Raw genomic sequence first — 26,301 nt, forward strand, 5'->3', positions numbered from 1 at the left:
CCATGGCCCGGCGCGGCTAAATCGGCATCCTTGCCGATTTACCCGCTCCACTGTGCCTACTTGCGGCCATCGTGGTTTAACGGGGCGCCTAAGATCAAGATCAAAAGCAGATCAAAAGCAGAGCACAGCGGCCTCCCGGCCGGCTTGAGTGTTAAAAGCAAAAGCAAAGACCAGAGCGAAAACAGATCTGCTTTTCTGTGGGAGCGGGCTTGCTCGCGAAAAACCTGAGAGCGCCGCGTTCATCAGAATGCCCGCGTCATCGTTAACGACCTTCGCGAGCAAGCCCGCTCCCACATTTGGACCGTGCCCGCTTTAGCTTTTGATTTTGCTTTTAACACTCAAGCCGGCCGGTAGGCCGCTGTGCTTTGATCTGATCTTGATTTTGATCTTAGGCGCCCCGTTAAACCACGCTGGCCGAACGCAGGCTTTGGAGCGTGGGTAACCCGGCAGGACGCCGGGTTAGCCGCGCTGGGCCATGGATGGCCCATCGCGGCGGCCCACGGTCCAAAGCCGGAGTGAGGGCACTCCGAGCCTAGGCGAGGAGCCGAGTGGTGGGGCAAGAGCGTTTTGCTTACTTTTGCGCTCTTCAAAAGTGAGCCGCTGTAAGAGCGAAACCCATAGCGGCCATAACCGCAAAAACGGATATGTACCCAGGCAGATCAGAAATTCTGCCCCATGGAGAACTGGAACACCTGCTTGGTCGCATTCTCCGGCGTACGAACCGGCAACGCCAGGTTGATACTCAGCGGCCCCAGCGGGCTATACCACGTAGCCCCAACCCCCACCGAAGCCCCCAACTGACTCAGGTCAACCCCATTGCAACCCTGGGTGGTGCTGAGGGCGCACTTGTCCGAATAAACATTGCCCACATCCCAGAAGACCGAGGTACGCACCGATTTGTTGTCCTTGAGAAACGGCATCGGAAACAGATATTCCGCCCCACCCGTGATCAGGATATTGCCCCCCAACGCTTCAGGGCTGCGGTCGGAGTAGTACTGCTGACCCGCACTGGCATAGGTGCCCGTGGCCGGTGTACTACGCGGCCCAAGCGTGCCGCTCTCAAAACCGCGCACCGAGCCCTCACCGCCAGCGGTGTAGTTCTCATAGAACGGCAGGCCGTTCGTCGAGCCATACCCGTTGCCATAGCCGAGCTTGGTATGCAACCGCAGCGTCGTCGAATTGGTGATCGGCACAAACGTCTGCCCGGAATAATCCAGTTTGTAGAAACTCAAGTCACTGCCCGGAAGCGTCACTGTCAGGTTCAGGTTCTGCGAGTAACCACGGGTCGGCATCACCCCTTTGTTCAACGTCGACTCCGACCACCCCAGGTTCGCCTTGAAGTTGGTGAACTCACTGCCTTCACGCTGCAGGAAATCGTAAATCTCATCAGAGCTGTAGGTGCCCGGGTCGATACTGTCGTGTTGCACCGTCAGGCCGAAACTCAACCGCGAGGTCTCATTGATCGGGTAGCCGAGGGTGGCGCCGAGGCCGTAACTGTTGATGGAGTAGTAGGAAACACCACTGCCATCGTCGTAGTAGTTGTTGTAATCGGTGGCGCTGTAGAACGCGTTGTAGCCCAGGCTCACGCCGTCCGGCGTGAAGTAGGGATTGGTAAAGCCGATGTTGTACTTGCTCTGGTACTGCGAACGGGTCAACCCCAGGCTGGCGTAATCACCGGTGCCCAGGAAGTTGTTCTGGGTGATCGAGCCACCGAGGATCAGCCCCGCGTCCTGGGCAAAGCCGACGCTGGCGGTAATCGAACCGGACGCCTGCTCTTCGACGGCGTAGTTCACATCAAGCTGGTCGTCGACACCCGCCACAGCCGGGGTTTCGACGTTGACCTCCTTGAAGAAACCCAGGCGCTCAAGGCGGACCTTGGACTGGTCGATCAGGTAGGTCGAGGCCCAGCCACCTTCCATCTGGCGCATTTCCCGGCGCAGCACCTGGTCGTCGGTCTTGGTGTTGCCACGGAAGTTGATGCGGTTCACGTAGGCCCGTTTGCCCGGGTCGACGGCAAACACGATGTCCACGGTGTGGTCGTCATCGTGGGGCGTGGGCACGCCGTTGACGTTGGCGAAGGTGTAGCCGTCGTTACCCAGGCGCCGGGTGATCAGGTCGGAGGTGGTGGTCATCAGCTTGCGCGAGAACACCTGGCCCTTCTGCACCAGCAACAGCGCCTCGAGCTGGTCCTGGGGCACTTTCAAGTCGCCGCTGAGCTTCACGTCCCGTACCCTGTATTTCTCGCCTTCGTTGATGTTGACGGTGATATAGACGTGCTTCTTGTCCGGGGTGATGGACACCTGGGTCGAGGTGATGTCCATGTTGATATAGCCACGGTCCAGGTAGTAGGAGCGCAGGCGCTCCAGGTCTCCGGTGAGTTTTTCACGGGCGTATTTGTCATCGTTGGTGAAGAACGACAGCCAGTTGCTGGTCTTGAGGGTGAAGGTGCCGATCAGTTCCTTGTCGGTAAACACATGGTTGCCCACCACGTTGACGTGCTGGATCGCGGCCACGGAGCCTTCGTCGATCTTGACCTTCAGGCCCACGCGGTTACGCGGTTGCGGCAGCACTTCGGTGTCGACGGTGGCCGAGTAACGACCCTGGGCCACGTACTGGCGCTGCAGTTCGTTGCGCATGCCCTCCAGGGTGGCGCGCTGGAAGATCTCGCCCTCGGCCAGGCCCGATTGCTTCATGCCTTTGAGCAGGTCTTCGGTGGAAATGGCCTTGTTGCCTTCGAACTCGATGCTCGCCACCGACGGGCGCTCCACCACATTGATGATCAGCACCGTGCCGTCGCGGCTCAGTTGTATGTCCTGGAAGAAGCCGGTCTTGAACAGCGCGCGGGTGGAATCCACCAGCCGGCGGTCATCCGCTTCGTCCCCCACGTTCAGCGGCAAGGCACCAAACACGCTGCCCGCAGAGACCCGTTGCAGACCGTTGATACGGATATCCGAGATTTTGAAAGCTTCAGCGTGTGCAAGTGTGACATTGAGCAGCAGCGCAACCGAGCAGAGCAGGCGCGAAAAATTCATCAAGATCTTTTCCAGAACACATCGACAAGCAGCGCAAGCGCGCCGGGATGACTCGCCGCAGACGGGTCACCACAACGCGGCCAGACGGGTGGACGGCAAGCATAAGAGCGGCGGGGGTTTGGTGCGGTTAACCAAGTGTCAAGTTAGGTAAAGGTTGGCCAGCAGGCGATGAGGCTGGGCGATACTGTGGGGGTACCCTTTCACGAGCTCGCCATGATCCGCGTATTGCTAGTCGACGATGACCAGGAACTGACTGAAATGCTGGGCCAATACCTGGAGCATGAAGGCTTTGAGGCGACCTGCGTGCACACCGGCGAGGAGGGTGAGGTTGAGGCGCTGTCGGGGCGCTACAGCATTGTGGTGCTGGATGTGATGCTGCCCAGGCTCTCGGGCATCGAGGTGCTCCGGCGTATCCGCGCCAGCAGCCAGGTGCCGGTGGTGTTGCTCACCGCCCGGGGCGACAACATCGACCGGATCACCGGGCTGGAACTGGGCGCGGACGATTATGTGCCCAAACCCAGCTCTCCGGGTGAGCTGGTGGCGCGGCTGCGCGCGATCATGCGCCGGGTGCAGCCTGTGGACCCGCCGGCCGCAGACGTGATCAAGACCGGCGCCCTGGTGCTGTGGCCCGGTAAACGCCAGGCCCTCTGGAAGGGCTGCGAACTGGGGCTGACCAGTACCGAATTCAGCCTGCTTGAAGTCCTGGCCCGGTGCGCCGGCCAGGTGGTGAGCAAAAAGGACCTGTCGCTCAATGCCCTGGGCTGCCCGTTGACCCGTTATGACCGGCGCATCGACGTGCACATCAGCAGCATTCGCCAGAAGTTGGGCCCGCGCCCCGATGCCAAGGGCTGGATCCAGAGCGTGCGCGGTCTCGGTTACCTGTTGATTGCCGAATGATGAAGCCCAGCCGGCTGTTCTGGAAACTCTTCCTGGCGTTCTGGCTGGCCACCAGCCTGACGTTTCTGGTGGGGTTGAGCATTCTGGTGGCGGGCAGCCTGGGCCCCGGGGACCATCATCTGGATGCGATCCTGGCCAGCGAAGAACAGTTGCTGGAGCAATACGGTGTCGACTCGGGGCGTCAGCTCCTGACGGTGTGGGAGCCGGTCCATGGCCAGGCGATTGGCGTCTATGACAATGCCGGTCAATTGCTGGCCGGCACGCCGGTCCCGCAGCCAGCCTATGAAAAATCGCTTATCAGCAAGGACGGGGTCACGCTGTCGCTCAGGTCTTCCCATCCTCCCCACGAGCCCGGACGCCTGGGCCATTGGATTCCGCTGATCATCGGCACGGTGATGAGTGCGCTGTTCAGCGGTTACATGGCCTACTACCTGGCGTGGCCGTTGGCGTATCTGCGCAGGGCGATGGGTGACGTGGCCCTGGGGCGCTTCGAAACCCGGGTGCGACCGATGATGGGCCGGCGCCGTGATGAAATCGTCGACTTGGCCGAAGACTGTGACCGCATGGCCAACCAGCTGAAACTGCTGGTAGAGGCCCAGCAGCAGCTGTTGCACGACATCTCCCACGAGCTGCGTTCACCGTTGACGCGCCTGCAAGCGGCCATCGGGCTGCTGCAGCAAGACCCGGCACGCCAGGAAATGCTTGGGCGCATCCAGCGAGAATCGGGGCGCATGGACACCTTGATCGAGGCGCTGTTGACCCTGGCGCGCGTGCAGGGCCGCCCCGAAAGTATCGAGCGTGAGCCGGTGGATATCGTCGAATTGCTGGCCGTGATTGTCGAGGACGCGCAGTTTGAGGCGGGCATCAAGGGCTGTCGTGTCAGCTTGCAGGCGTGTCCTGACTTTGTCAGTCGTGCCAGCGGCGAGCTGCTGTATCGGTGTTTCGAGAATGTCCTTCGAAATGCGGTGCGCTACACGCGGCCTGATACGACAGTGCTGGTTTCGGCTGAGGTCAGTCCCGACATGCGCTGGCTGAGGGTGTTGATCACTGATCAGGGGCCCGGTGTTGAAAACCAGCGGTTGCGGAGCATTTTCCAACCCTTCGAACGCGGCCCGAATGACGCCGATGCCGGCTTCGGACTGGGCCTGGCAATTGCCTTGAGGTCCGTGGAAATGCATGGCGGCACCATCGAGGCGCACAACGAGCCATCCGGCGGGTTGAGCGTGGAAATCATCCTGCCTCGGGTGGGATCTTTACACGATATTACATTGGCTTGACCGCCCTGTACGCCTCGCGCCCTTAGACTTTTCCTCTGCGTGAGCTGATGTTCAGTGACGCCATTGGCGTGGAGGTGGCGATGTTTCAAGTGCACAAAAAAGGCTTCGTGGCCGGCAAGAAAATGGTCGACGGGCTGGTGCCTTACGATTTCTTTTGCGAAGACAGCCCGGCGATCAACCTGTTCGTGTTTACCGGCTCGGCGGCTCTGGGCCAAACCGTGGAAGAGCAGACCCTGTGGGGCTTCACCCGGCTGGAGCGGTTTGAAGCCATGACCGGCGCCCTGGTGGCGAACAAGAAGAACGATGGTTGGTTTCAAAGCGTCAATGTGCTCACCGGGCCCAACCAGAATGGCACCCAAAGCGTGAAATTCCAGCGCGTGCTGAAAATCATCAAGCACGCCACCGCCACGGGCCGTGCGGCCAGCAAGGTTGAGTACGAGATTCATACGGATGAAGGCGACACCTACTTCACCCGTCGACCCGCTGCTCAAGACGGCGCACAAACCATCATTTATGCAGCGGATCAGTAACCCCGAGGCCAGCAACAGCGGCCCCGGGCGACGGTCGCTGCGGTCGCCTACCGATGCTGAAACCGTGGCAATGAAGCAATCCGCATCTTCGGTTCCTGCAACCTGGCCAAGTCATTGGCAATCTGCGCCCGCCAGAAGTGCGCCCCGGCCAACTGCGCATCCACCCACGCCTGGCGCAGCAACACCTTGGCCTTGTCCACCGAACCGTACTGGGCCTGGCGCAGAATCAGTTGCGCCTTGATCCGCAGCATCTGCGGCACGAACCAGTGCTCATGGCGCCCCAGCGCCAATTGCAAGGTGTCTTCCAACACCTCCAGCGCCAGCTTCTCCAGGCCCAGCCGCGCCAGGCCCAAGGCGTATTCACAGCGCAGCAAGCTGTACAGCTGGCTGTCTCCCTGCCCACTGAGGTGATGCAACGCCTCGCCCAGCAGCGGCACGCCGTCTTCCGGCGAGCCCTGGCGAATCAGCAGGATGCTCTCGAAACACAACCGAAACTGGCGCCAGATATGCAGGTCTTGTTGCGTGGTGCTGCCCTGCAGCAAGCCCAGGTAATAACGCACCTTGGGCAGGTTGGACGCCAACAACGCCAGGGGAATCGCCCCCAGGCACAGGGTGTACCAGAGGGTCGCGGGATGATCGAGGGTGATGGCTTCATCGACGCAACTGCCGATCAGGCGCAGCGCCGGGTCGACATCGCCTTCCAGCAATTGCACCTTTGCCTTGAGGCAGCGGGCGGCGATGCGCTGGTCGAAATGCACGTCGATAATGTGCGAGCGCGGGGCCGACGGTGACCCCAGTGCCTCGTCGATATTCTGCCGGGCGCCGGCCAGGTCGCCCATGTGAAACAACGCCACCGCACGCATGCGTTTACCCAGCAGTTGCTGGTTGCCGCAGTGGCTCAGGCTGATGTAGCGCTCGGCCAGTTCCAGCGCTTCGGCGTACTGGTTGCAGCCGCAGCGGTCACTCCACAGGCCCCACAGCGCCCGCAGTTTGTGCTCGGCATCGCCCAGGTCGCGGGCGTCTTCACGCACCTGGCGCCAGGCTTCGCGCATCGGCCCGCCGGTGCCGTAGGTGAGCATCAGCACACTGGCCAGGGCGGTTTGCAACAGCATGCGCTGGCGCAGCGGCAGCGGGGTGGTGTCGGCGCTGGCCAGGCCTTTGTCGACCCAGGTACGGCACTCGCTGACCAGCGACAGGCGCAGCCACAACGGCACGCCGCCCAGGGTCAGTTCGATGCCGGTGGGCAGGTCGCCCGAGGCTGAAAAGGCCCACTCCAGTGCGGCGCGGACGGTGTTGATTTCCGGGCCATAGAGGCCAAGCCAGGTCTCGGGAGAAAGGCTGTCGAGGGTCTGCCCGGCTTCCTGCAAAACCTCGAGGGCATACCGTGCATGACGCTGACGGGTCGCATCGGCTTCGCCGTGTTCGTTGAGTTTCTCCAGGGCGTAGGCGCGAGTGGTTTCCAGCAGGCGGTAGCGCTTGAGCAACTGGGATTCACCAGCGATCAGCAGCGACTTGTCCATCAGGCTTTCCAGCAGGGGCAGGGCGTTGCGGGCATCGAGGGCGCTGCTGGCGGTCATGGCCTTGACTGCATCCAGGGTGAAGGAGCCGCTGAACACCGCCAGTTGGCGTAGCATGGCCTGTTCGTCGCCGGTGAGCATCGAGTAGGTCCAGTCCAGGGTCGCGCTCAGTGAACGGTGGCGGGCGAGGGCGGTGCGTCGGCCGGTCATTTGCAGGCGGAAGCTGCCGTCGAGCAAGCCCACCAGGTCCTGAATGCCGAAGGTGCGCACCCGCGCCGCCGCGATTTCGATGGCCAGGGCATTGCTGTCGAGCTTGCGGCAGATGGCGCTGGCGGCGGCGACGTCGGCGTCCTTGAACACGAAGCCGGGATCCAGGGCCTTGACCCGTTCGATAAACAACGCGATGCCGGACCAGGTCATGGCTTGCTCGGCGCTCAGGTTTAAGTCTTCGTCCGGCACCAGCAGCGGTGCCAGGTCGTGCACCCGTTCGCCTTCGGCCCGCAGCGGTTCGCGGCTGGTGGTCAGCACGCAACACTGGGGCGCGCAGCGCAGCAGCACTTCGACGGCGTCGGCGGTGTCTTGCAGCACGTGTTCGCAGTTGTCGAGCACCAGCAGCAGCGGGCTGTTGGCGAGCATCGAGGCCACGCTTTGCAAGGGGTCGTCACTCACGCTCTGGATGCCCAGGGCGTTGGCGAGCATGCCGGCCACCCATTGGCCGCTGGTGGCGGGGGCCAGGTCGACGAAGCACATGCCCTGGTGAAAGCGGCCCTGCAGCAGTTGCGCCACGGCCAGAGCGACCGTGGTCTTGCCGATGCCGCCGGGGCCGGTGATGGTCAGGAAACGCTGGCTCAGAAGCTGGTCAGCCAGGCTCAGGATCAGCTGTTCGCGGCCAATCACCGTGCCTGGCGGTGGTTGCAGGTTCGGTGCCTCCACGGTCGGGGCAGGCAGCAGGGCCTGGGTCATTGCGCCGTCACTCACCGCCTGCATCGTCACCGGCGCGACAAACCGATAACCCCGGCCTGGCACGGTGACGATGTAGCTGAAGTTACCGTCATCCCCCAACGCGCGGCGCAGGGCAACGATCTGTGCGCGCAGGTTGCATTCCTCCACCACCACCTTGGGCCAGGCGAAGGAGATCAGTTCGGACTTTTCCAGCAACTCGCCAGCCCGGCTGGCGAGGGCGATCAGCAAGTACAAGGCGCGGCTGCCGAGGGTCACCGGCTCGCCGTTGCGCAGCAATACATGCTGGCGCGCCAACAAGAGAAAGGGGCCAAAACCGATAGCATTCTCGGTGTGGTCCGGGGCCTGGGGGACGAGGTCCGTGAAGGACACTGCGGGGTATTTGCTCGAACTCATCAATTTGTCCTTTTTTGTAGTCGGGCTTGTTATTGGCGATCAGGCCATTCGCCCTTTGGGTGCTTACGTGCGGCAGCAGGCTTGGAGAGTTGAAGTCGATCAAAAAGGTGAGAGTTGCCGCCCTCCTTTGGGGCATGGACGTTGTTATAGGGCGCGGGGCCGTTGGGGTTCAGGCGATGAGACTGTTTCAATTTAGAAACATTTTATTACTAGAAAACCTGATGTAGCAGAATGTATGCCAGTTGGCATGTAACAAAGATGACAACAACCGTATGAAATTTATGGTGATTTTTGAGGTCGTCGGAGGCGGCCAAGGAGGAGTGTTCGGAAAGGCGAATATTTCTAATTGTGTCGTTCGGGATGCCGAATAAAACGGCGGTGGTTGGTGGCTGTGTATCAGACTGTGTATCAGCACCCATCTGATACAGCGGCATGATTAGCAGGAGGGAACGCGACACAGACGGGATACACGCCTGGCTTTAAATCTGTCTACCAGATGGCGCAAGTGGTCACGCACCGCACAAGCGCCCTGGCCACATTCAGTCAAGCCAGGAGATTCAACCATGAAGCGCCACTACGCGGCCCTTGCCGCCACCCTCGCACTGTCCCTCGGTGCCTTCGCCGCCACCGCCCATGCCGAGGATGCCAAGCCTCAGGAAAAATGCTTCGGCGTCTCCCTCGCCGGCGCCAACGATTGCGCCGCCGGTGCCGGGACTTCCTGCGCCGGTACCGCCAAGGCGGATTACCAGGGCAACGCCTGGGTGCTGGTGGACAAAGGCACCTGCACCCAGATCAAAACCCCCAAAGGCTTCGGCAGCCTGACGGAACAACCATGATTGCCCTGGCCCCTGCGGTGCTCAAGCGCGTGCTGCCTGAGGCGCTGCTGTTGCTGGTGGCTCGTGTCGGCATCGCTTCGGTGTTTTTCCTCTCGGGCCGCACCAAGGTGACCGGTTTTCTGCAACTCAAGCCGTCGACCTACACCTTGTTTCGCTCGGAATACGCCTTGCCGCTGGTGCCGCCGGACTGGGCGGCACACCTGGCTACCTACGCCGAGCATCTGTTCCCGCTGTTGCTGGTGCTGGGCCTGCTGACCCGCCCGGCGGCCGCCGCGCTGTTGGGCATGACCCTGGTGATCGAGGTGTTCGTGTACCCCGATGCCTGGCCGACCCACCTGACCTGGGCCGGGCTGTTGCTGCCGCTGCTGGCGTATGGCGGCGGGGCCTGGTCACTGGACCGCGTGTTGTCCGGCCAACGCCGTTAACCCTTTCACAACAATGATCAGGCCCCAAGGCCTGTGGAGAGTCGCATGCGTATTCTTTCTTCCCTGGCGATCGCCATGGCCCTCGCTACACCGTTAGTGGCCTCGGCCGCCGATGCAGCCAAGCCTCAGCCGGGCACCGGCAAAAGCGTGGTGATCGTGCCCGGTTCCTTCGTCGACGGCTCCGGTTGGCGAGTGGTGCACGACATCCTGATTCACAAGGGCTACAAGGTCACCGTGGTGCATCAGGGCCATGAAAGCCTTGCCGCCGACGTGGCCGAGGCCCGCGAAGTGCTCGAGCAGCAAGTCGGCCCGGTGGTGCTGGTGGGGCACAGTTCCGGCGGCGGGGTGATCTCGATTGCCGGTGACCGCGACAAGGTCAAGTCGATGGTCTATGTCTCGGCCCTGCAACCGGAAGTCGGCGAGAACATGAGCCAACTGCTGTCTTCGATGCCGGCGCCGAGCAATGACATCAAGCAGACCCGCGACGGGCACCTGTTCTTTGATCGCACCAAATTCAATGCCGATTTTGCCGCCGACCTGACCACCAACCGCACCGACTTCATGGCCGCCTCCCAGGTGCCGGCCACCACCGCGCTGTTCGGCGGCACCGTGTGGGCTGCGGCCTGGCACAAGAAGCCGACCTACGCCGTGGTGTCCACCGAAGACCGTGCCTTGAGCCCCGATCTGCAGCGCTGGATGTACAAGCGCGCCGGCTCGAAAGTCACTGAAATCAAGGCCAGCCACTCGGTGTACATCTCCCAGCCCGAGGCTGTGGCGAAGGTCATCGAAGACGCTGCATCCGTCATCAAATAAACCCCACCCTGAGGAGTAATACCCATGAGCACGTCCATTAAATCCCGCTTGAGCCTTGCCACTGCTGCCGCCCTGATCGCCATGGCGTCCGCCTCTTTCGCGGCTGCCGCCAGCGCCGCCGACCAGCCGGAACAGCCGGGTCGTTGCTACGGCGTGAACAACTGCAAGGGCGAAAGCTTGTGCGCTACGGCCAAGAACGATTGCAAGGGCCTCAACAGCTGCAAGGGCCAGGGCGTTGTCGTCAAGACTCCGTCCGAATGCTTGAAGCTGGGCGGCACCACGACTGAGCCGAAGTAAGACCGTTAACGATAGCGCGGGGTGCCTGGCACCTCGCGTTGTTCTCGGGTTTTTCGCGAGCAAGCTCGCTCCTACAGTTTTTTAACGGAGACCCTGTGATGCCGACACCCAACCCGCGTTTTCCGGGCTACGGCCTGGGGCTGCGCAAGGAGCACTACTGCGAGTTCCTGGAGACCATGGTGGCGGTGGATTTCGTCGAAGTGATCTCCGAGAATTTCATGGTCGCGGGCGGCCAGCCCCGGCATATCCTGCGCCAGATTCGTGAGCGCTACCCGGTGGCGTTGCATGGGGTGTCGATGTCGATCGGCAGCGCCGAGGGGCTGGATCTCGACTATCTGAAGCGCCTCAAGTCGCTGGTGGACGAGATCGAACCGCTGTTTGTTTCCGACCACCTGAGCTGGTCCCGCAGTGGCGGCTTCAACGCCCACGATTTGCTGCCGGTGCCCTACACCGACGAGGCACTGGACCGGGTCTGCGCCAATATCGACAGGGCTCAGGACGTGTTGGGCCGCGCAATGCTGTTTGAAAACCCGTCCAGCTACCTGGCCTTTGATGGCGCATCCATGAGCGAGTGGGAATTCATCGCCGCCATGTCCCGGCGCACCGGCTGCGAGCTGTTGCTGGACGTCAATAATGTGTTTGTCAGCGCCAGCAACCATGGCTTCGACGCCCTGGCATTTCTCGACGGGATTCCGGCCGAGCGGGTGCGGCAGATTCACCTGGCCGGCCACAGCCAGGGCCGCGATTTGCTGATCGACAGCCATGACAGCCCGGTGTGTGACGGGGTCTGGGATTTGTATGCCAAGGCCGTTGCGTTGCTTGGCCCGGTCGCCACGATGATCGAGCGCGATGACGAGATCCCGCCCTTGGCCGAGCTGCTTGAAGAACTGTCGATCGCCCGGATGCTGGGCGCTTCCGAGGCCTACAAGCGCGCGCAGGTGCGGCCATGAACCTGGCGCAGTGGCAGCAGGCGTTTCACGCCTGGCTGGTGAGTGCTTCGGAGGAGTCTGCCCAGTTGCTGGGTAACAAAGCCGCAGGCCTGGCGGTTTACCAGAACAACTACCGGGCGCAGTTGGTGGGTTGCCTGGAACAGGCGTTTCCCAACCTGCGGCGCTGGCTGGGGGATGAGGCGTTTCTGGCCGCGTGCGTCGGCCATATCGACCGGTATCCACCCCATGCCTGGACCCTGGATGTCTATCCCGAGGGCTTTCACCTGACCCTGGGTGAACGGTTCCCCAACAATCCCGACGTGCATGAACTGGCCTGGATCGAGTCGTCGCTCAACGAGGCATTTGTCGCCGCCGATGCCAGCCCGCTGCCCATGGACGCGCTGGCGGCGGTGGATTGGGACACCGCGAGCCTGCAACTCACGCCATCCCTGCGTTGCCACGGGCTGACCACCAACGCCGAGGCCATCTGGTCGGCGTTGTGGCAGCAAACCCCGGCGCCCGAGGCGGTGATGCTGGCCGAGGCCGGTGGGCTGTTGGTGTGGCGTCGGCAGTTTACGTCGCGCTTGCGGCAAGTCGAGGCTTTGGAGTTCCAGGCGTTGGTGCACCTGCAAGGCGACGGCAGTTTTGCCGGGTTGTGCGAGTTTCTGGTGGAGCGCCTGGGGGAAGAGCAGGGTGTGGCGAAGGCCGGTGAATGGCTGGCCGGCTGGATCGGCAGCGAGTTGATTGTGGGGGTCGTTGACGACCTTCCAATGTCGAATTTTTTGGAGCTATAACCCATGTCTTTTTTCAATCGCCGTCGCTTTCTGATTTCCAGCGCCATTGCTTCAATCGCGCTGTCACTGCCGGTATTGGCGGCGCCTGCGCCCTGGACGATCCGCCAGGTCAGCACCGACCTGCTGGATATCGGCTACTACGAAGCCGGGCCGGAAGACGGCCGGCCGATCATTTTGCTGCATGGTGCTGACGGCGACCTTGAGCGTTTCGCCGAGGTCGCGCCGCATCTGGTGTCCCAGGGCTTTCGGGTGGTCATCCCGTACCTGCGAGGCCATGGCAGCACCACGCAACTGGACAAGGCTGCACCTGCCAACACCCAGGAAGTGGTGCTCGGCCAGGACGTGCTGGACCTGATGAACGCCTTGCACATCCCCGAGGCAGTGCTGGGTGGGTTCGATCTCGGCGGTCGTGCCGTCACAGCAGCGGCCACCTTGCGGCCAAGCCGTTGCGTGGCGCTGGTCACCGTCAACAGCGCGCCGCAGCCCGCCCTGGCTGAGGTGCTGGTGCAGATGGCGCGGATGGGCAAATGGCGCACCTGAACATGAATATTTGGACAGCCGCGCATTTGCCCGCTGAAAAAAAAGGTCGCTGCCCGTAATCTAGAGGCCTTTGCCATGTGTGCGGATTGTCCATGTCTTCAGTAGCTGATGGGTTGCCCAGTGATAAACGTCTTGCGGCGGTTGTCGCCATTTCCCTGGGGATCGGCATGGCGACCCTCGACACGGCCATCGTCAACACCGCGTTGCCCACACTGGCCGAAGGCATTGGTACCGACTCCGCTTCGGTGATCTGGGTGGTCAACGCCTACCAACTGGCGACCATCGCCGCCGTGCTGCCCTTTGCTTCCCTGAGTGACGTGATCGGCCACCGCCGGGTGTTCCTCGGCGGCTTGCTGGTGTTTGTCGTGGCATCTCTGTTCTGCGGGCTGGCCTGGTCGCTGCCGACGCTGACTGCCGCCCGGGTGGTGCAGGGCCTGGGTGCGGCGGCGATCATGAGCGTGAACATTGCGCTGTTGCGGCATATCTACCCGGCAAAAATACTCGGCCGAGGGCTGGGGTATAACTCGCTGGTGGTGGGGCTGGCCTTTACGTTGGGGCCCACGGCCGCGTCGGCGATTCTGTCGGTGGCCACCTGGCACTGGTTGTACCTGATCAACCTGCCCCTGGGGGCATTGGCCTTGTGGCTCGGGGTGCGTGCGATTCCGGTGATCCCGATCACCGGGCATGCCTTCGACCGGCTGGCGGCGATTCTCTGTGCAGGGTTGTTCGCCCTGCTGGTGCTGGGCCTGGGCTCGGCGGTGCACGGTGCGCAGGTCGTGTTGACCCTCGGGCTGATCGCCGTGGCGCTGCTGTGCGGGCTGTTGCTGATCCGCCGTCAGGCCGGGCACCCGGCGCCGATGCTGGCGGTGGACCTGTTCAAGCGCCCGCTGTTCACCTTGTCGGCCCTCACCGCGATTTGCGCGTTCAGCGCCCAGGGCCTGGCGTTTGTGTCGCTGCCATTCCTGTTGCAAACGGGGCTGGGTCACAGCCAGGTGGCCACCGGCTTCCTGATGACCCCGTGGCCGGCAGTGGTGGCGGTGATGGCGCTGATTGCCGGGCGCCTGGCGGACCGTATCTCCCTGGCGTTGCTGTGCGGCATCGGCCTGGTGATGTTGAGCGCGGGCATGGCCTCGCTGGCGACCCTGGGCAACGACGCTTCGACCTTCGACATCGGCTGGCGCATGGCCCTGTGCGGCGCCGGGTTCGGCTTCTTCCAGTCCCCCAACCTCAAGGCGATCATGACCAGCGCGCCCATCGCCCGCAGTGGCGGTGCCAGCGGGATTGTCGCCACGTCGCGGCTGATGGGGCAGACACTCGGCGCTTCATTGGTGGCGTTGTGCTTCCACTTGTCCCTGAGCAGCGGCCCGCAGTACGCGTTGTGGCTGGGGTGCGGGTTTGCCCTGGTGGGCGCGGTGGCCAGCGGGTTTCGGCTGATGCAGGACGGCGCCAAGGTTTAATTATTTGGGCCTTGTAAAACATTGAGGGAGACGGCTACCGTGGCCGTCTAAATAATTCTGAATGTTTCAGCTTTTATGTCTGATCTGGCCCAACGCAGTGCTGATTCCCACTCCCGCCGTGCCGCGCTGACCCTTGGCCTGTGCCTGCCCAGTGACGTGTTGCTGTACCTGGTACTGCCGATGGAGTCCCAGGCGTTCGGAATCACCCTGGCCCAGGCCGGGGTGCTGCTGGCGGCCAACCGTCTGGTGCGGATCTTTGGCTACAAGCATGTTCTGAATTTCTACGCCCGTAACGGTGATCGGCTGACGTGCTCCATCGCCGCCGGCGCGGCGGCGGTGTGCGCCCTTGGTAACTCGATGTTGTCCGGCTTTGCGGCCTTGCTCGGCCTGCGGTTGGTCTGGGGCCTGTGTTTTGCGGCGTTGAACCTTTCCACTCAAGTGTTGGCCACTTCTGAACCGCTGGGTGCGGCGCGTCGGGCGGGGCGGTCGCGGGCGTTGATTGCCCTGGGGCCGATGCTGGCCTTGCCGTTGGGTGGGTGGCTGACGTTACAGGTGGGGCCGCGGCCGATCTTCTGGATTCTGGCGGTGTGTTGCCTGGTGGGGTTGTGGATGGCGCGGGGGTTGCCGACTGCGGGTCACAATTTGCATGGCACGCCGGGGCGGCGGTTCAAGTTGCCTGACAGTGTGGCGACCTGGTCGTTTATCGAAGGGGTGGCGCTGGATGGGCTGTTTATTTTTGGTCTGTCGATTCAGGCGCAGAAGCTGTTGGGTGGGAATGCGGTATTAATTGCCGGTGGGTTGATGGCGCTGCGATATGTTTCGGAGTTGCTTCTGAGTCCCCTGGGTGGTCGCGCGGCGCAGCAGTTTGGTGCGACTTCGATGTTGTTGCTGTTTTCGTTTCTCAGTGCGTTGGCGTTGGGGGCGTTTGGTAGTCACTGGGTGATTGTGGGGGCGGCGGCGGTGCTGGTGTTGCGGGCGTTGCAGTTGCCGCTGGTGACGACGTTGGTGGCGGAGCGTAATCCGGGGGCGATGCGGGTTTCGGCGTTGGCGTCGAATGCGGTGTGGCGGGATGTTGGGGCGGGGCTTGGGCCTTTGCTGGCGGGGTTGTTGTTGCCGGTGGCGTCGGCGCCTTGGGTGTTTGGTGTGGCGGGGGCGGCGATTGCCGTTAGTGCGGTGTTTTGCTGGCGGGCCAGGGGGTTAGCATGAGATGGGGGGAGGGGGGTACATATCCGTTATTTAGGTAACGGCGACCTATGGTTCCGCTCTTACAGCGGGTCACTTTTGGCAAACGCCCCAAAAGTAACCAAAAGGTCTTTGCCCCACCACTCGGTGCCTCGCCTAGGCTCGGCATGCCCGCACTCCGGCCCGATTACCGCGGGCCGCCGCGACGGGCCATCCATTGGCCCGGCGCGGCTAAATCGGCATCCCTGCCGATTTACCCGCTCCACCGTGCCTACTTGCGGCCATCGTGGTTAACGGGGCCCGCAGATCAAAATCAAAAGCAAAAGCACAGCGGCCTACCGGCCGGCTTGAGTGTTAAAAGCAAAGGCAAGATCCAGAGCGAAAGCCAAATCTGAAGCTGATGCAGCTCTGCTTTTCTGTGGGAGCTGGCTTGCCTGCGATGCAGACAACTCGGTACATCAGACACACCGAGGCGATGCCATCGCAGGCAAGCCAGCTCCCACATTTGAACCGTGTCCGCTTTAGCTTTTGATTTGGCTTTTAAACACTCAAGCCGGCCTGTAGGCCGCTGTGCTTTTGATCTTGATCTTGATCTTAGGCGCCCCGTTAAACCACGCTGGCCGAACGCAGGCTTTGGAGCGTGGGTAACCCGGCAGGACGCCGGGTTAGCCGCGCTGGGCCAAGGATGGCCCATCGCGGCGGCCCACGGTCCAAAGCCGGAGTGAGGGCACACCGAGCCTGGGCGAGGTGCCGAGTGGTGGGGCAAGAGCGTTTTGCTTACTTTTGCGCTCTTCAAAAGTGAGCCGCCGTAAGGGCGGAACCCTAAGTGGCCGTTACCGCAGCAACGGATATGCACACCCCAATCAGCGACCCTTCACCGCCTCAACCCAATCCGGATCCAGCCGCGTCTGGTCAGGCTCAATCCCCAACCCCCGCATCTTCTCCAGATGCTCATCAACCTCCCGCACCAACTGCGCCTGAGAACTCGAATTAGCGTCCAGTTCGTGCATCTGCATCAACCCAAGGTGATAAAACCGCAGCAACTTGATCGCCACCGGATCATTCACCTTCACCCCGTCAGTCACCTTGTGCATCACATTCGTCACACTCATCAAACTGCGCTTGAGCTGCCACCCATACACCGCCGGCGCCAGCCACGCCTGGCTCCAGAACGGCCCCCGTACCAACCCCACGGTAATCAACACCCCGGCAAACACCCCGCCCACATTAAAGCGAAAGTTATCCCCCCCAGGCTCGCCAAACACCATCACCGCCAGGCTGGAAAGCACCATCGCCAACACCACAAACAGCCCCGCGACAATCAGCGTGCTGCGACGGGTCTGCTGGCGAAAGGTAATCGGGTCGCAGGGTTTGAGTTCAAACATCCGGGTGCAGTCTCCATGGGCAGAGTAGGGGTATCGCATCGGCCGGCATCTTCTCATGCTTCGCCCGTCGGAGTGACGGTAATCAGGTTGAACGATGGCACACAGCAATTTCTCTAAACCTTGTAGGCAACCGACCCCCAAGCGAGGTGAACCATGACCCGGTACCAGCAACAGCCGCCCGGCACACCCAACCCCGACCGTACGCCCGGCGAAGAGGAGCGTGACAACGACGCCCTGCGCCCCAACGATCCCGCCGAACGGCAAGACGACGAAGAGCGGGTCGAAGAAGACCTGGAAAACCTGCACGACAAGGCCCGCCCGCAGTAAACCCGGCGCGCCAAGGAGATAGTTATGACTAACAGTACAACCGGCCCGCATTCATCCGAGCATTCCAGCGGCAAGGACGAATTGGGTTTCGACCCCGATTCTCCGGACGTCGCCGACCCGCAGGTCGACCCGGTAGGCCCTGCCATTGCCCCGTTGGACAAGCCAGAAAAAACCGGCAAGAAGCCGGCCTATGATCCCCTCGGTGATCTGAAGAAGTGAAACAAGCCCCGCCGTCGAGCGGGGCTTTTTTTCCTCAGCCAAGCCGTTTCGGGGCTGTCCATGTCACCTCAGTGATGCCGAACTTCTCCGCCCAGGGCCGAGTGGTCTTTTTCACCCGCTCATGGCCCGGTCGGCCTATCCGCCCCACGTGGGCAATGTCGGCGTCAACGGCCGCCCAATGCCACGCTTCGGCGTTGTTCATGACCTCGGCACGCACCACAAAGGTTTTCGGTTCGCCGTGTAGCAAGTAGTGGATGGTGTAGATCATTGCGGTACTCATGATGCCTCCCTGTCTTGTTTTGAATGGATATAAATCGGTTCAGAAAGGTTCAGAAAGTTTATGCATCCGAGGGCTTGCATTTGATTCAAATCACAATTGGCAAACAACGGTCGTCAGGGTATTAGTGGTGCCTTCGCCACCGACTCAAGGATTGCGTCATGCCTGAGCTGACCCACAGCCGCCTCTACCTGCAACGTTTGGGCTACGACACGCCGCCACCGCCCACCTTGCAAACCCTGCAGGATTTGCAGTTGCGCCACGTCAGTACCTTCGCGTTTGAAAACCTGTCGACCTTGCTGCGCGTGCCTGTACCCATCGATTTGCCGAGCGTTGAGCACAAAGTCCTGTTCGACGGGCGGGGTGGTTATTGCTACGAGCTGAACCAGATGTTCCTGGCCTTGTTGCAGGAGTTAGGCTTCGACGCGCGGGGCATCACCGGCCGCGTGGTGATGGGCGGGCCGCCCGATGCGCTGACGGGGCGCACCCACCGCCTGAGCCTGGTGACCCTGGATGGCGTGCGTTACATCAGCGATGTGGGCTTTGGTGGCATGGTGCCCACCAGCCCGTTGCAACTGGACACCGACGCCACCCAGGCCACGGCCCATGAACCCTATCGCCTGAGCCTGAACGAGGGCAGCTACACCTTGTGGGCACAGGTAGCGGGGGAGTGGCGTGGCCTCTATGTATTCGACCTGCAGTTGCAGTCACGCATCGACTACGAAATCGGCAACTGGTACGTCTCTACCCACCCGGACTCGTCGTTCCTCAGCCAGTTGAAAGTCGCACTCATTGGGCCGGGATTTCGCCGCACCCTGAACAATGGCCAGTACGCGATTCACCACCTGGACCGGGCCAGCGAGAAGCGTGTCATCGAGGATGTGGACGAGCTGCTGACGCTGCTGCAAGCCAGCTTCGGCATTCGCTTGCCGGAGCATCCACAGTTGCGGCCAATTCTCGGCCGTTTACTGGTCCCCGTCCAAGAAGCCTGATATAGAGCCATCGCTGAACCGTTTTACCTCAAAAAAGGTGCAAATTAATTCGAACCTTTCGCCAAAACGAGGGTTCGAAGCGTTTCCTGAATAATTTGCCACCTACAATGGAGACGTAAAACGATGTCCAAACTATTCGGAAAAATCCTCAAGCATTCCTCGGTCCTGGCCCTGATCGCAGCACCGGGTGTGGTGTTCGCCGCAGCGCCGACCGACCCGATTTCCACCTTCGGTATCCTCGGCAGCTACAACGACTTCAAACTCGAAGGCGGTAGCCAGAGCGACAAGGACCACATGCCCGAAGCCGGCCTGTTTTATAACTTCGGCAACAAGCTGACGGCTGAATCCGGCTTTATCTACCAGGCCGGTATCGAAGCCAAGTACGGTGAAAAGAGCGACAACAAGCTCAAGGAAGGCCAGGCCGACCTCGACCTCGGCTGGCGTGCCGCGCTGGATGCGCGCAACTTCGTCGACGTGCTGGTGGGTGGCGGCTACAGCTGGACCCGCTACGAGCCGGACTCGGGCGACTACGACGTGAAACTCACCAACAAATCGCCGTTTGCCAAGGCGGCGCTGGGCTACAACCACCAGTTTGACGACATGACCATGCGCGTTGAGCTGGGTGCCCGCCGCACCATCGACGGCCGCGCCAAGCTCAAGGTCGACGGCATCGGCAGCGACACCGTGGACCTCAAGGACCGCACCAACCCGTACGCCGAAGTCAGCCTGCTGATGAACCAGAAAGGCGACCTGCCGGTGATGGCGGGCCTGTACTACACCCGCACCGAGTACAAGCTCGATGGCGACTCGTATGTGGCCGACAACACCAAGCTCAAGCGTGACGAGTATGGGTTCAAGGTTGGTATCGCGTTCTAAAATCTGCCTGACTGATTGTTCCCACGCTCTGCGTGGGAATGCATCCCGTGACGCTCTGCGTCACAACGCGGACGCAGAGCGTCCAAGGCGGCGTTCCCACGCAGAGCGTGGGAACGATCAGCCGCTGAACCCTGTCCGCCCAAGCCCCCCTTTCTGTCCCCCAATACCCTCAACGCCTTGCCCTGGCTGCCTTAGTGTGGATCACGCTTTCACACAATAAGAGAGAGGGTGGCTATGCGGGCAATCAACCCCCGTCGCATCAGTCTGCTGCTGGCCGTGACCTGCCTGCTGACAGCCTGTGGCGACAAACCGAAACATCCCCCCGAACGCGCCACGGCGGCCAATGCCATGCCCGGCGACGCAGCCCTGGCCCAGGTCTACGACACCAGTTGCAAGCTGTGCCACGCCAACCCGGCCTCCGGCGCGCCGCTGACCGGTGACGGCCCGGCCTGGAGCCCGCGCGTCGCCCAGGGCCCGGATACCCTGCTGGACCACACCATCAACGGCTACAACGGCATGCCGCCGATGGGCCTGTGCGTGCAGTGCTCCGAAGCGCAATTCCTGGGGCTGATCAGCTTTATGTCGGGTCAACACATCCAATAAGAATAACGGGGTAGGCGATGGCGCTTTCACGGCGAGAATTATTGCAGCGCGGCGCGGTTGCTGGCGCGTTCATGGCATTGACCAGCAACCCGGTGCTGGCCCAGTTGGCCCGGGCACCGCGGCTGATTCCCTGGCGCAACTGGTCGGGGGCGCAAACCTGTTTGCCCCTGGCGCGGCTGGCGCCGAAGAACCTCGATGAACTGGTGCAGGTCATCGGCCAGGCGCCGGGCAAGGTGCGGCCGGTGGGCTCGGGCCATTCGTTCAGCGCCCTGGTGCCCACCGACGGCACGTTGCTGTCCCTGAGTTATTTCAATGGCCTGCTGGATCACGATCCGCACACCTTGCAGGCCACCTTCGCCGCCGGCACGCCGATGTCACGCATGGGACAGGCGTTGAAGGACGTTGGCCAGGCGCTGCCGAACATGGCGGATATCGACTACCAGACCCTGGCCGGGGCGATCTCCACCTCGACCCACGGCACCGGCGTGGGCTTCACCTCGTACTCCGGTTGCGTCACCGGCCTGCAACTGGTGACGGCCCAGGGGGAGGTGCTGGACTGCGACGCCAACCGCCACCCCGAGGTGTTCAGCGCCGCCCGGGTGTCCCTCGGCGCCCTCGGCGTGGCCACCCAGGTCCGCCTGCAAAACCGCGCGCCGTACCGCCTGCGGGAGCGCCAGTGGATCGCCAAGACCGAAGAACTGCTGGAAGACGTGGGGAAAAACACCCGGGAAAACCAGCACTGGGAAATGCTCGTGGTGACCCATTCCGACTACGCCTTGTCCATCGCCCTGAATGAAACCACCGACCCCGAAACCCCGCCCATCGACCCGGCGGAGGCGGGCGGCAACGAGTTTGTGTCGATCATCGAAAAACTCGACAAGTACGGCAGCGATTTCCCCGACGCCCGCCGCACCTTGCTCAACAGCCTGCGGTTTTTTGCGAGCTTCGATGACCGCGTCGCCGAGTCGTTCCAGGTGTACGCCAACGTGCGCAACGTGCGTTTCAACGAGATGGAATATTCGGTGCCCGCCGAGCACGGCCCGGCGTGCCTGCGGGAAATCCTCAAACTGATCAATGACAAGGACCTGCGCACCTGGTTTCCCATCGAGTACCGCTACGTCAAGGCCGATGACATTCCGCTGAGCATGTTCGAGGGCCGGGACAGCTGTTCGATTTCCGTGCACCAGCACTACACCATGGACCACCACAACTTCTTCGCCGCCGTGGAACCGATCTTCTGGAAATACGCCGGCCGTCCGCACTGGGGCAAGTTGCACACCCTTAACGCGCGCACCTTGCAGCCGCTGTATCCGCGCTGGGAGGCATTCACCCGGGTGCGCCGCGAGTTGGACCCCAGCGGCAAATTTCTGAATGCGCACCTGTCATCAATTTTGGGAGTGGCCTGATGAACCGCAGACATTTCATGCTCGGCACCGGCGTGTTGCTGGTGGGGGGTGCCATCTTGCTCAGGCCCGGCGACCGGGGCAGCCCATACAGCGAGTATTTCCGCAGCCTCAACCAGGAACTCAAGGCCCATGGGCCAATGCGCCCAGTGATGCTGATCGACCTCGATCGCCTGGACCACAACATTGATGTAGTAATGCAGTCCGTGCAGCGCGGCGGCAAACACCTGCGGCTGGTGGAAAAATCCCTGCCGTCGCCGGGGTTGCTGGCCTACATCGCCAAGCGTGCCGGCACCCAGCGCCTGATGTCGTTTCACCAGCCATTTCTGAATCACGACGCCCAGGTCTTTCCCGACGCTGACATCCTGCTGGGCAAGCCGTTGCCGGTGCGCTCAGCCGAGCTGTTTTACCAAACCCACAAGGGCCCGTTCGATCCGTCCCGCCAGTTGCAATGGCTGCTGGACACCCCCGAGCGGCTGCAGCAATACCTGGCGCTGGCCCAGGGGATGGGCACAAAACTGCGGGTCAATATCGAGCTGGATGTGGGCCTGCATCGCGGCGGCATCAGTGACAACGCGGTGCTGGGGCAAATGCTGGCGCTGATCAGCGCGCATCCGCAGCAGCTGGAATTCAGTGGCTTCATGGGCTACGACCCGTTCGTGGGCATGGGCGTGCCGGGGATTCTCGGCTCGTCCCAGGACCTGTTCGACAAGGTCATGCAGCGCTACAACGGCTATGTGGATTACACCCGCCAGCACTTTGCGCCGCTGTGGCGGGATGGCCTGACGTTGAATACGGCAGGCAGCCCGAGCTATCGCATTCACGAGCAGGAAAAGCTCAGCAGCGAGGTGTCGGTGGGCACCGCGTTGCTCAAGCCGACGCACTATGACTTGCCGTCGCTGAGTGAGCATGTGCCGGCGGCCTATATCGCCACGCCCGTGTTGAAAAGCACCGGGCCGGTGGATATCCCGGCGCTGGATGGCAAGTCGCGGTTGTTCTCGTGGTGGGATGCGAATCAGCGCGCCACGTTCTTTATTTATGGGGGTAACTGGATGGCCGAGTTTGAATCGCCTAAGGGCTTGCAGAGTAATGACCTGTACGGGCGCAGCTCCAATCAGGAGATGGTCAACGGCTCGCCCAAGGTGGGGCTGAACGTGGAAGACCAGGTGTTTCTGCGCCCGACCCAGAGCGAGTTTGTGCTGTTGCAATTCGGGGATTTGCTGGCGGTGCGGGGCGGGAAAATTGTCGACGCTTGGCCGGTCTACACCTGAAGAAACCCGATCAAAATGTGGGAGCGGGCTTGCTCGCGAATGCAATAGATCAGTCAACATCTTCGGTGACTGATGCACCGCATTCGCGAGCAGGCCCGCTCCCACATTTGGGACTGCATTTACAGCGCGAGAGGAATCGTCAACTTCGCCCACAACATGTCGCCTTCCGGCCGGTTCTGCACATCAAACTCCTTGGCCCAGCGCACCTCGGCACTCGCGTACTTGAGGAAGGTGAAATATACCGCCGGGCCAATCGCAAACACCTGGCCCTTGACCCCGTCATCCACATCCTCGCCGTAGATGTTCACCACGGTACGCCCGTACTGCTTATCGTCGGTGGTCTGCTTGAGGTAGTAGCCGTTGAGCCCAAGGCTGAGGTTATCCGTCACCTTGTAGCTGGCCGAGTAATCGAAGTGAAAAATCTGCCCCGAGCGGTAATGGGTATCGGGGTTTTCCTTGTTGAAGCTGTAGGTGGTCTTGATCGACAACTCGGTACGCTCGTTGGGCAACCAGGTCGCCGACACCAGCGGCTTGTAGGTGTAGAAATTGTTGCTGGTATTGGCCAGGCGCGTGGCGTCGTACTCGCCGGTGGGCAGGGTGATTTCCAGGGCGGTGCCCACGGTCAGGTTCTTGCCCAGGTCCCAGAGGATGATCGGCGCCACGGTAGTGTCGCCCATGCTTTCCCGGGTGTCGGACATGCCGAACAGCGACACCTGTTGCTTCAGATACGGCTGGGCGATGTAGCCCCCCAGGCGCCCGCCGAATACCCGCAGCGGGCTGAGGTAATCCAGGCGCGGGATGATCGCGTCGGACTTGATCTTCACGTCCGGCACCTTGCCACCCAGGGAGCTGATGTCGAGCTTCTTGGCTTCGTAATGGTTGTAGTAAATGTTGAAGGCGAACATGTGGTCCGGCAGGTTGTTCACGTCCAGCGGCAGGATATAGAAGCCGTCGGTACCGGGGCCGATGTTGTCGACGCCGCCTTCGGTGGCCAGGGCCGGCAGGCTGATGAGGGTCAACAGGGCGAGTTGCACGGGGTAAAACGCACGGGTCGGGTTCATGGCTGGGCTCATTATTATTGTTAGGGCGACGCTACCTATACAAATAAGCCCTGAACGGCCAGCGGGGCAGGGTATTGGCGGCCACATAGGGGGACTTTGGCGGACAGTTTTCATCCAGAGTGCAGCGGTTCTTGCAAGCGCCTATGATTGTCAGGATGTTTCCAAAACAAGAACTGAAGCACTCAGTCGGGAATCGAACACCCATGCAAAGGAAAGCCGTTGGTCCGCACTACGACCTAGCCCTGGTCTCGCCATTTTTGCTGCAAACCCTCGGACAAGTGGTTGCGCAAAAGGGCGCGAGTGCCGAGCACCTGTGCCGTGGCCTGGGATTTACCCTGGCCGACCTGGACGACCCGGCCCAACGGATTTCCTATCGCCAGGCGGTAGCGATGATCCAGCGTGCACTCAAGGTGTTGCCTGACCAGGGGCTGGGCCTGTGGGTAGGCCATCAGAATGTACTCGGCACCCTGGGCCTGCTCGGCCATGTGATTTCACTGTGCAAGACGTTGCGCGATGCCTTTGCCATCGGTGAACGCCACCAGCACACCTCCGGCGGTATTGCCACTTCGCGCACCCATGAAGGCCCCCAGGAAGTGTTCGTCGATATTGAATGCCTGCTGCCCTATGCCGAGGTCCAGGTGTTTGCCGCGGAGGAGTTCTTTGCGAGCCTGATGGTGTATGGCCGGGCGCTGGTGGGCGAGGGCTTCATGCCGCTGCGGGTCGAATTTATCCACGCTGCGCCCACCTACGTCGCCGACTATCACCAGCTGTTTGGCGCCGATGTGCGCTTCGGCTGCCTGCATAACCGCATGGTCCTGGCCAGCCACTGGCTGGACGTGCGCCTGCCCAATCACCACGCCCTGGCCCTGCGTCAGGCCCTGGAATTGCTGGAGCTGGAAAGTGCGCAACTGCATCAGAAAATGGATTTGATCCAGGCAGTGGAGCGCGCGATTTCCCGGGATTTGCAGGGCAGCCAGCTGGAAAAGGTCGCCAGTGACTTGAACATGAGCGGGCGTACCTTGCGCCGACGCCTGACCGAGCACGGGTTGACCTTTGAAGGCCTGCTGGAACAGGTGCGCAGGGCACGGACCATGGGGTTGTTGAGCAACCCGGGGTTGTCCATCGAACGGATCACCGAGGAAGTCGGCTACAGCGATGTGCGCAGTTTTCGGCGGGCGTTCAAGCGCTGGACTGGCCTGAGCCCCAGTGCATTTCGAGGTGAAGGCGCAGGGCCGGGGTGACTGTCAGGATTGGTCCCATTGGCTACCTGATCTTTCCCCGGATTGGCTATTTGTCCAACGCCACCTCGTCACTACTCTAGGCACCAATCCCCACTGTTCTGGAGTACCACCATGCAAGCTCGTACCGACTTCTACACCGCCTCCCCGGACGCCATGAAAGCCATGCTAGCCCTGGAGGCCGCCGTCGGCAAACTGTCCATCGAACTGCCGCTGCTGGAGCTGATTCGCCTGCGCGTGTCGCAAATCAACGGTTGCGCCTTCTGCCTCGACATGCACACCGCCGACGCCCGCAAGGGTGGCGAGACCGAGCGCCGCCTGTACACCTTGTCAGCCTGGCGTGAAACCCCGTTCTTCACCCCCCGTGAACGCGCCGCACTGGCCTGGGCCGAAAGCCTGACCCTGCTCAGCCAGACCCACGCACCGGATGCAGACTTCACCGAACTGGCCGCCCACTTCAGCCCGCAAGAGCAAGTCGACCTGAGCGTGGCGATCGCCACCATCAACAGCTGGAACCGTCTGGCAGTGGGCTTTCGCAAGATGCCCAAATAACCCGACAAGACGCCGGGATGACTGATCGTTCCCGCGCTCTGCGTGGGAATGCCGCCCCGGACGCTCTGCGTCCAGCGGGCGATGCAAGGTTCAAGTCTTGCGTAGTGGTGACGCGGAGCGTCACGGGATGCATTCCCACGCAGAGCGCGGGAACGATCAATGAGGCTGATCCATCGCCATCGCGGCCTCGCTAAAGCTCGACGGCTCCTACCTTT

Annotated in this window: 26 protein-coding genes; 21 read left to right on the forward strand and 5 right to left on the reverse strand. The window is 61.8% G+C overall.

Going from position 1 to position 26,301, the window contains the following annotated elements; genetic code table 11:
• Window positions 1-659: 659 nt before the first annotated feature.
• Entirely contained in the window at window positions 660-3,032 is a 2,373-nt protein-coding gene (gene bamA, locus D109_RS0123190) for an outer membrane protein assembly factor BamA (protein ID WP_017478978.1), read from the reverse strand.
• 213 nt (window positions 3,033-3,245) lie between these two features.
• On the opposite strand from bamA, the gene D109_RS0123195 reads away from it, so the two are divergent.
• The 3 genes from D109_RS0123195 to D109_RS0123205 all read left to right on the forward strand — a co-directional run bounded on the left by D109_RS0123195 (window position 3,246) and on the right by D109_RS0123205 (window position 5,736).
• Window positions 3,246-3,929, forward strand: coding sequence for a response regulator transcription factor (locus tag D109_RS0123195; protein WP_017478979.1), 684 nt, complete (start codon window positions 3,246-3,248; stop codon window positions 3,927-3,929).
• Window positions 3,926-5,206: a HAMP domain-containing sensor histidine kinase gene (locus D109_RS0123200; protein WP_017478980.1), complete on the forward strand. Its 1,281-nt coding sequence runs from the start codon at window positions 3,926-3,928 to the stop codon at window positions 5,204-5,206. Before D109_RS0123195 ends, D109_RS0123200 begins: the two co-directional genes overlap by 4 nt.
• A gap of 80 nt (window positions 5,207-5,286) precedes the next feature.
• Window positions 5,287-5,736 carry a hypothetical protein gene (locus D109_RS0123205; RefSeq protein ID WP_026078172.1) on the forward strand — a complete coding sequence of 150 codons (450 nt, stop codon included), beginning with the start codon at window positions 5,287-5,289 and terminating at the stop codon, window positions 5,734-5,736.
• Between the two features lie 47 nt (window positions 5,737-5,783).
• Here D109_RS0123205 and D109_RS0123210 read toward each other — a convergent pair whose 3' ends face one another.
• Entirely contained in the window at window positions 5,784-8,609 is a 2,826-nt protein-coding gene (locus D109_RS0123210; protein WP_017478982.1) for a winged helix-turn-helix domain-containing protein, read from the reverse strand.
• A 563-nt stretch (window positions 8,610-9,172) separates the two neighbouring features.
• Between D109_RS0123210 and D109_RS0123220 the strand changes: the two genes are divergently transcribed.
• The 9 genes from D109_RS0123220 (at window position 9,173) to D109_RS0123260 (ending at window position 15,906) form a co-directional block, all read left to right on the forward strand.
• Window positions 9,173-9,445 carry a DUF2282 domain-containing protein gene (locus tag D109_RS0123220; RefSeq protein ID WP_003211270.1) on the forward strand — a complete coding sequence of 91 codons (273 nt, stop codon included), beginning with the start codon at window positions 9,173-9,175 and terminating at the stop codon, window positions 9,443-9,445.
• Window positions 9,442-9,870 carry a DoxX family protein gene (locus D109_RS0123225; protein ID WP_010175348.1) on the forward strand — a complete coding sequence of 143 codons (429 nt, stop codon included), beginning with the start codon at window positions 9,442-9,444 and terminating at the stop codon, window positions 9,868-9,870. The genes D109_RS0123220 and D109_RS0123225 overlap by 4 nt, the downstream gene beginning before the upstream one ends.
• Before the next feature lie 45 nt (window positions 9,871-9,915).
• Window positions 9,916-10,683 carry an alpha/beta fold hydrolase gene (locus tag D109_RS0123230; RefSeq protein ID WP_017478984.1) on the forward strand — a complete coding sequence of 256 codons (768 nt, stop codon included), beginning with the start codon at window positions 9,916-9,918 and terminating at the stop codon, window positions 10,681-10,683.
• Window positions 10,684-10,707: 24 nt separating this feature from the next.
• A complete protein-coding gene (locus tag D109_RS0123235) occupies window positions 10,708-10,980 on the forward strand; it encodes a hypothetical protein (RefSeq protein ID WP_003211275.1) in 273 nt (90 codons plus the stop codon).
• 98 nt (window positions 10,981-11,078) lie between these two features.
• Window positions 11,079-11,930, forward strand: a complete 852-nt coding sequence (locus D109_RS0123240) for a DUF692 domain-containing protein (protein WP_017478985.1) — start codon at window positions 11,079-11,081, stop codon at window positions 11,928-11,930.
• Entirely contained in the window at window positions 11,927-12,703 is a 777-nt protein-coding gene (locus D109_RS0123245) for a DNA-binding domain-containing protein (protein WP_017478986.1), read from the forward strand. The genes D109_RS0123240 and D109_RS0123245 overlap by 4 nt, the downstream gene beginning before the upstream one ends.
• A 3-nt stretch (window positions 12,704-12,706) precedes the next feature.
• Window positions 12,707-13,243 carry an alpha/beta fold hydrolase gene (locus D109_RS0123250; RefSeq protein ID WP_017478987.1) on the forward strand — a complete coding sequence of 179 codons (537 nt, stop codon included), beginning with the start codon at window positions 12,707-12,709 and terminating at the stop codon, window positions 13,241-13,243.
• A gap of 92 nt (window positions 13,244-13,335) precedes the next feature.
• Entirely contained in the window at window positions 13,336-14,700 is a 1,365-nt protein-coding gene (locus D109_RS0123255) for an MFS transporter (RefSeq protein ID WP_026078173.1), read from the forward strand.
• A gap of 75 nt (window positions 14,701-14,775) precedes the next feature.
• On the forward strand, window positions 14,776-15,906 hold the full coding sequence (locus D109_RS0123260; RefSeq protein WP_017478989.1) for an MFS transporter: 1,131 nt from the start codon (window positions 14,776-14,778) through the stop codon (window positions 15,904-15,906).
• An 839-nt stretch (window positions 15,907-16,745) separates the two neighbouring features.
• On the opposite strand, the gene D109_RS0123265 is transcribed toward D109_RS0123260, so the two are convergent.
• Window positions 16,746-17,267: a DUF3087 family protein gene (locus D109_RS0123265; protein WP_017478990.1), complete on the reverse strand. Its 522-nt coding sequence runs from the start codon at window positions 17,265-17,267 to the stop codon at window positions 16,746-16,748.
• Window positions 17,268-17,420: 153 nt separating this feature from the next.
• Between D109_RS0123265 and D109_RS1000000134645 the strand changes: the two genes are divergently transcribed.
• Window positions 17,421-17,594 (forward strand): hypothetical protein, encoded by a 174-nt coding sequence (locus D109_RS1000000134645; RefSeq protein ID WP_017478991.1) that lies wholly within the window; start codon window positions 17,421-17,423, stop codon window positions 17,592-17,594.
• A 24-nt stretch (window positions 17,595-17,618) separates the two neighbouring features.
• Window positions 17,619-17,813: a DUF6021 family protein gene (locus D109_RS0123275; RefSeq protein WP_017478992.1), complete on the forward strand. Its 195-nt coding sequence runs from the start codon at window positions 17,619-17,621 to the stop codon at window positions 17,811-17,813.
• Between the two features lie 34 nt (window positions 17,814-17,847).
• Here D109_RS0123275 and D109_RS0123280 read toward each other — a convergent pair whose 3' ends face one another.
• Entirely contained in the window at window positions 17,848-18,093 is a 246-nt protein-coding gene (locus D109_RS0123280; protein WP_023658994.1) for a DUF6555 family protein, read from the reverse strand.
• 158 nt (window positions 18,094-18,251) lie between these two features.
• On the opposite strand from D109_RS0123280, the gene D109_RS0123285 reads away from it, so the two are divergent.
• The 5 genes from D109_RS0123285 to D109_RS0123305 all read left to right on the forward strand — a co-directional run bounded on the left by D109_RS0123285 (window position 18,252) and on the right by D109_RS0123305 (window position 23,235).
• Window positions 18,252-19,082: an arylamine N-acetyltransferase gene (locus tag D109_RS0123285; RefSeq protein ID WP_017478993.1), complete on the forward strand. Its 831-nt coding sequence runs from the start codon at window positions 18,252-18,254 to the stop codon at window positions 19,080-19,082.
• A 123-nt stretch (window positions 19,083-19,205) separates the two neighbouring features.
• Window positions 19,206-19,958: an outer membrane beta-barrel protein gene (locus D109_RS0123290; protein WP_017478994.1), complete on the forward strand. Its 753-nt coding sequence runs from the start codon at window positions 19,206-19,208 to the stop codon at window positions 19,956-19,958.
• A gap of 234 nt (window positions 19,959-20,192) precedes the next feature.
• Window positions 20,193-20,561, forward strand: a complete 369-nt coding sequence (locus D109_RS0123295) for a cytochrome c5 family protein (RefSeq protein ID WP_017478995.1) — start codon at window positions 20,193-20,195, stop codon at window positions 20,559-20,561.
• Window positions 20,562-20,638: 77 nt separating this feature from the next.
• Complete coding sequence (locus tag D109_RS0123300) at window positions 20,639-21,967, forward strand: D-arabinono-1,4-lactone oxidase (RefSeq protein ID WP_177325536.1); 1,329 nt, start codon at window positions 20,639-20,641, stop codon at window positions 21,965-21,967.
• The gene (locus tag D109_RS0123305) at window positions 21,967-23,235 is read left to right on the forward strand and encodes a DSD1 family PLP-dependent enzyme (RefSeq protein ID WP_017478997.1); all 1,269 of its coding nucleotides are present in this window, start codon (window positions 21,967-21,969) and stop codon (window positions 23,233-23,235) included. Before D109_RS0123300 ends, D109_RS0123305 begins: the two co-directional genes overlap by 1 nt.
• A gap of 119 nt (window positions 23,236-23,354) precedes the next feature.
• Here the strand turns inward: D109_RS0123305 and D109_RS0123310 are convergent, their stop codons facing one another.
• On the reverse strand, window positions 23,355-24,296 hold the full coding sequence (locus D109_RS0123310) for a transporter (protein WP_017478998.1): 942 nt from the start codon (window positions 24,294-24,296) through the stop codon (window positions 23,355-23,357).
• A gap of 203 nt (window positions 24,297-24,499) precedes the next feature.
• On the opposite strand from D109_RS0123310, the gene D109_RS0123315 reads away from it, so the two are divergent.
• Together D109_RS0123315 and D109_RS0123320 are read left to right on the forward strand one after the other, a co-directional pair.
• Window positions 24,500-25,537: an AraC family transcriptional regulator gene (locus tag D109_RS0123315; protein ID WP_017478999.1), complete on the forward strand. Its 1,038-nt coding sequence runs from the start codon at window positions 24,500-24,502 to the stop codon at window positions 25,535-25,537.
• A gap of 111 nt (window positions 25,538-25,648) precedes the next feature.
• Window positions 25,649-26,086: a carboxymuconolactone decarboxylase family protein gene (locus tag D109_RS0123320; protein WP_017479000.1), complete on the forward strand. Its 438-nt coding sequence runs from the start codon at window positions 25,649-25,651 to the stop codon at window positions 26,084-26,086.
• Window positions 26,087-26,301 lie beyond the last annotated feature (215 nt).

It is taken from the genome of Pseudomonas sp. PAMC 26793 (genome assembly GCF_000313235.1).
GTDB classification, from domain to species: Bacteria; Pseudomonadota; Gammaproteobacteria; order Pseudomonadales; family Pseudomonadaceae; genus Aquipseudomonas; species Aquipseudomonas yamanorum.

What these genes read in the sequence shown, in the direction of transcription:
- bamA (WP_017478978.1), bottom strand. Translation starts at nt 3,032, where the DNA reads ATGAATTTTTCGCGCCTGCTCTGCTCGGTTGCGCTGCTGCTCAATGTC.
- D109_RS0123195 (WP_017478979.1), top strand. Translation starts at nt 3,246, where the DNA reads ATGATCCGCGTATTGCTAGTCGACGATGACCAGGAACTGACTGAAATG.
- D109_RS0123200 (WP_017478980.1), top strand. Translation starts at nt 3,926, where the DNA reads ATGATGAAGCCCAGCCGGCTGTTCTGGAAACTCTTCCTGGCGTTCTGG.
- D109_RS0123205 (WP_026078172.1), top strand. Translation starts at nt 5,287, where the DNA reads ATGTTTCAAGTGCACAAAAAAGGCTTCGTGGCCGGCAAGAAAATGGTC.
- D109_RS0123210 (WP_017478982.1), bottom strand. Translation starts at nt 8,609, where the DNA reads ATGAGTTCGAGCAAATACCCCGCAGTGTCCTTCACGGACCTCGTCCCC.
- D109_RS0123220 (WP_003211270.1), top strand. Translation starts at nt 9,173, where the DNA reads ATGAAGCGCCACTACGCGGCCCTTGCCGCCACCCTCGCACTGTCCCTC.
- D109_RS0123225 (WP_010175348.1), top strand. Translation starts at nt 9,442, where the DNA reads ATGATTGCCCTGGCCCCTGCGGTGCTCAAGCGCGTGCTGCCTGAGGCG.
- D109_RS0123230 (WP_017478984.1), top strand. Translation starts at nt 9,916, where the DNA reads ATGCGTATTCTTTCTTCCCTGGCGATCGCCATGGCCCTCGCTACACCG.
- D109_RS0123235 (WP_003211275.1), top strand. Translation starts at nt 10,708, where the DNA reads ATGAGCACGTCCATTAAATCCCGCTTGAGCCTTGCCACTGCTGCCGCC.
- D109_RS0123240 (WP_017478985.1), top strand. Translation starts at nt 11,079, where the DNA reads ATGCCGACACCCAACCCGCGTTTTCCGGGCTACGGCCTGGGGCTGCGC.
- D109_RS0123245 (WP_017478986.1), top strand. Translation starts at nt 11,927, where the DNA reads ATGAACCTGGCGCAGTGGCAGCAGGCGTTTCACGCCTGGCTGGTGAGT.
- D109_RS0123250 (WP_017478987.1), top strand. Translation starts at nt 12,707, where the DNA reads ATGTCTTTTTTCAATCGCCGTCGCTTTCTGATTTCCAGCGCCATTGCT.
- D109_RS0123255 (WP_026078173.1), top strand. Translation starts at nt 13,336, where the DNA reads ATGTCTTCAGTAGCTGATGGGTTGCCCAGTGATAAACGTCTTGCGGCG.
- D109_RS0123260 (WP_017478989.1), top strand. Translation starts at nt 14,776, where the DNA reads ATGTCTGATCTGGCCCAACGCAGTGCTGATTCCCACTCCCGCCGTGCC.
- D109_RS0123265 (WP_017478990.1), bottom strand. Translation starts at nt 17,267, where the DNA reads ATGTTTGAACTCAAACCCTGCGACCCGATTACCTTTCGCCAGCAGACC.
- D109_RS1000000134645 (WP_017478991.1), top strand. Translation starts at nt 17,421, where the DNA reads ATGACCCGGTACCAGCAACAGCCGCCCGGCACACCCAACCCCGACCGT.
- D109_RS0123275 (WP_017478992.1), top strand. Translation starts at nt 17,619, where the DNA reads ATGACTAACAGTACAACCGGCCCGCATTCATCCGAGCATTCCAGCGGC.
- D109_RS0123280 (WP_023658994.1), bottom strand. Translation starts at nt 18,093, where the DNA reads ATGAGTACCGCAATGATCTACACCATCCACTACTTGCTACACGGCGAA.
- D109_RS0123285 (WP_017478993.1), top strand. Translation starts at nt 18,252, where the DNA reads ATGCCTGAGCTGACCCACAGCCGCCTCTACCTGCAACGTTTGGGCTAC.
- D109_RS0123290 (WP_017478994.1), top strand. Translation starts at nt 19,206, where the DNA reads ATGTCCAAACTATTCGGAAAAATCCTCAAGCATTCCTCGGTCCTGGCC.
- D109_RS0123295 (WP_017478995.1), top strand. Translation starts at nt 20,193, where the DNA reads ATGCGGGCAATCAACCCCCGTCGCATCAGTCTGCTGCTGGCCGTGACC.
- D109_RS0123305 (WP_017478997.1), top strand. Translation starts at nt 21,967, where the DNA reads ATGAACCGCAGACATTTCATGCTCGGCACCGGCGTGTTGCTGGTGGGG.
- D109_RS0123310 (WP_017478998.1), bottom strand. Translation starts at nt 24,296, where the DNA reads ATGAACCCGACCCGTGCGTTTTACCCCGTGCAACTCGCCCTGTTGACC.
- D109_RS0123315 (WP_017478999.1), top strand. Translation starts at nt 24,500, where the DNA reads ATGCAAAGGAAAGCCGTTGGTCCGCACTACGACCTAGCCCTGGTCTCG.
- D109_RS0123320 (WP_017479000.1), top strand. Translation starts at nt 25,649, where the DNA reads ATGCAAGCTCGTACCGACTTCTACACCGCCTCCCCGGACGCCATGAAA.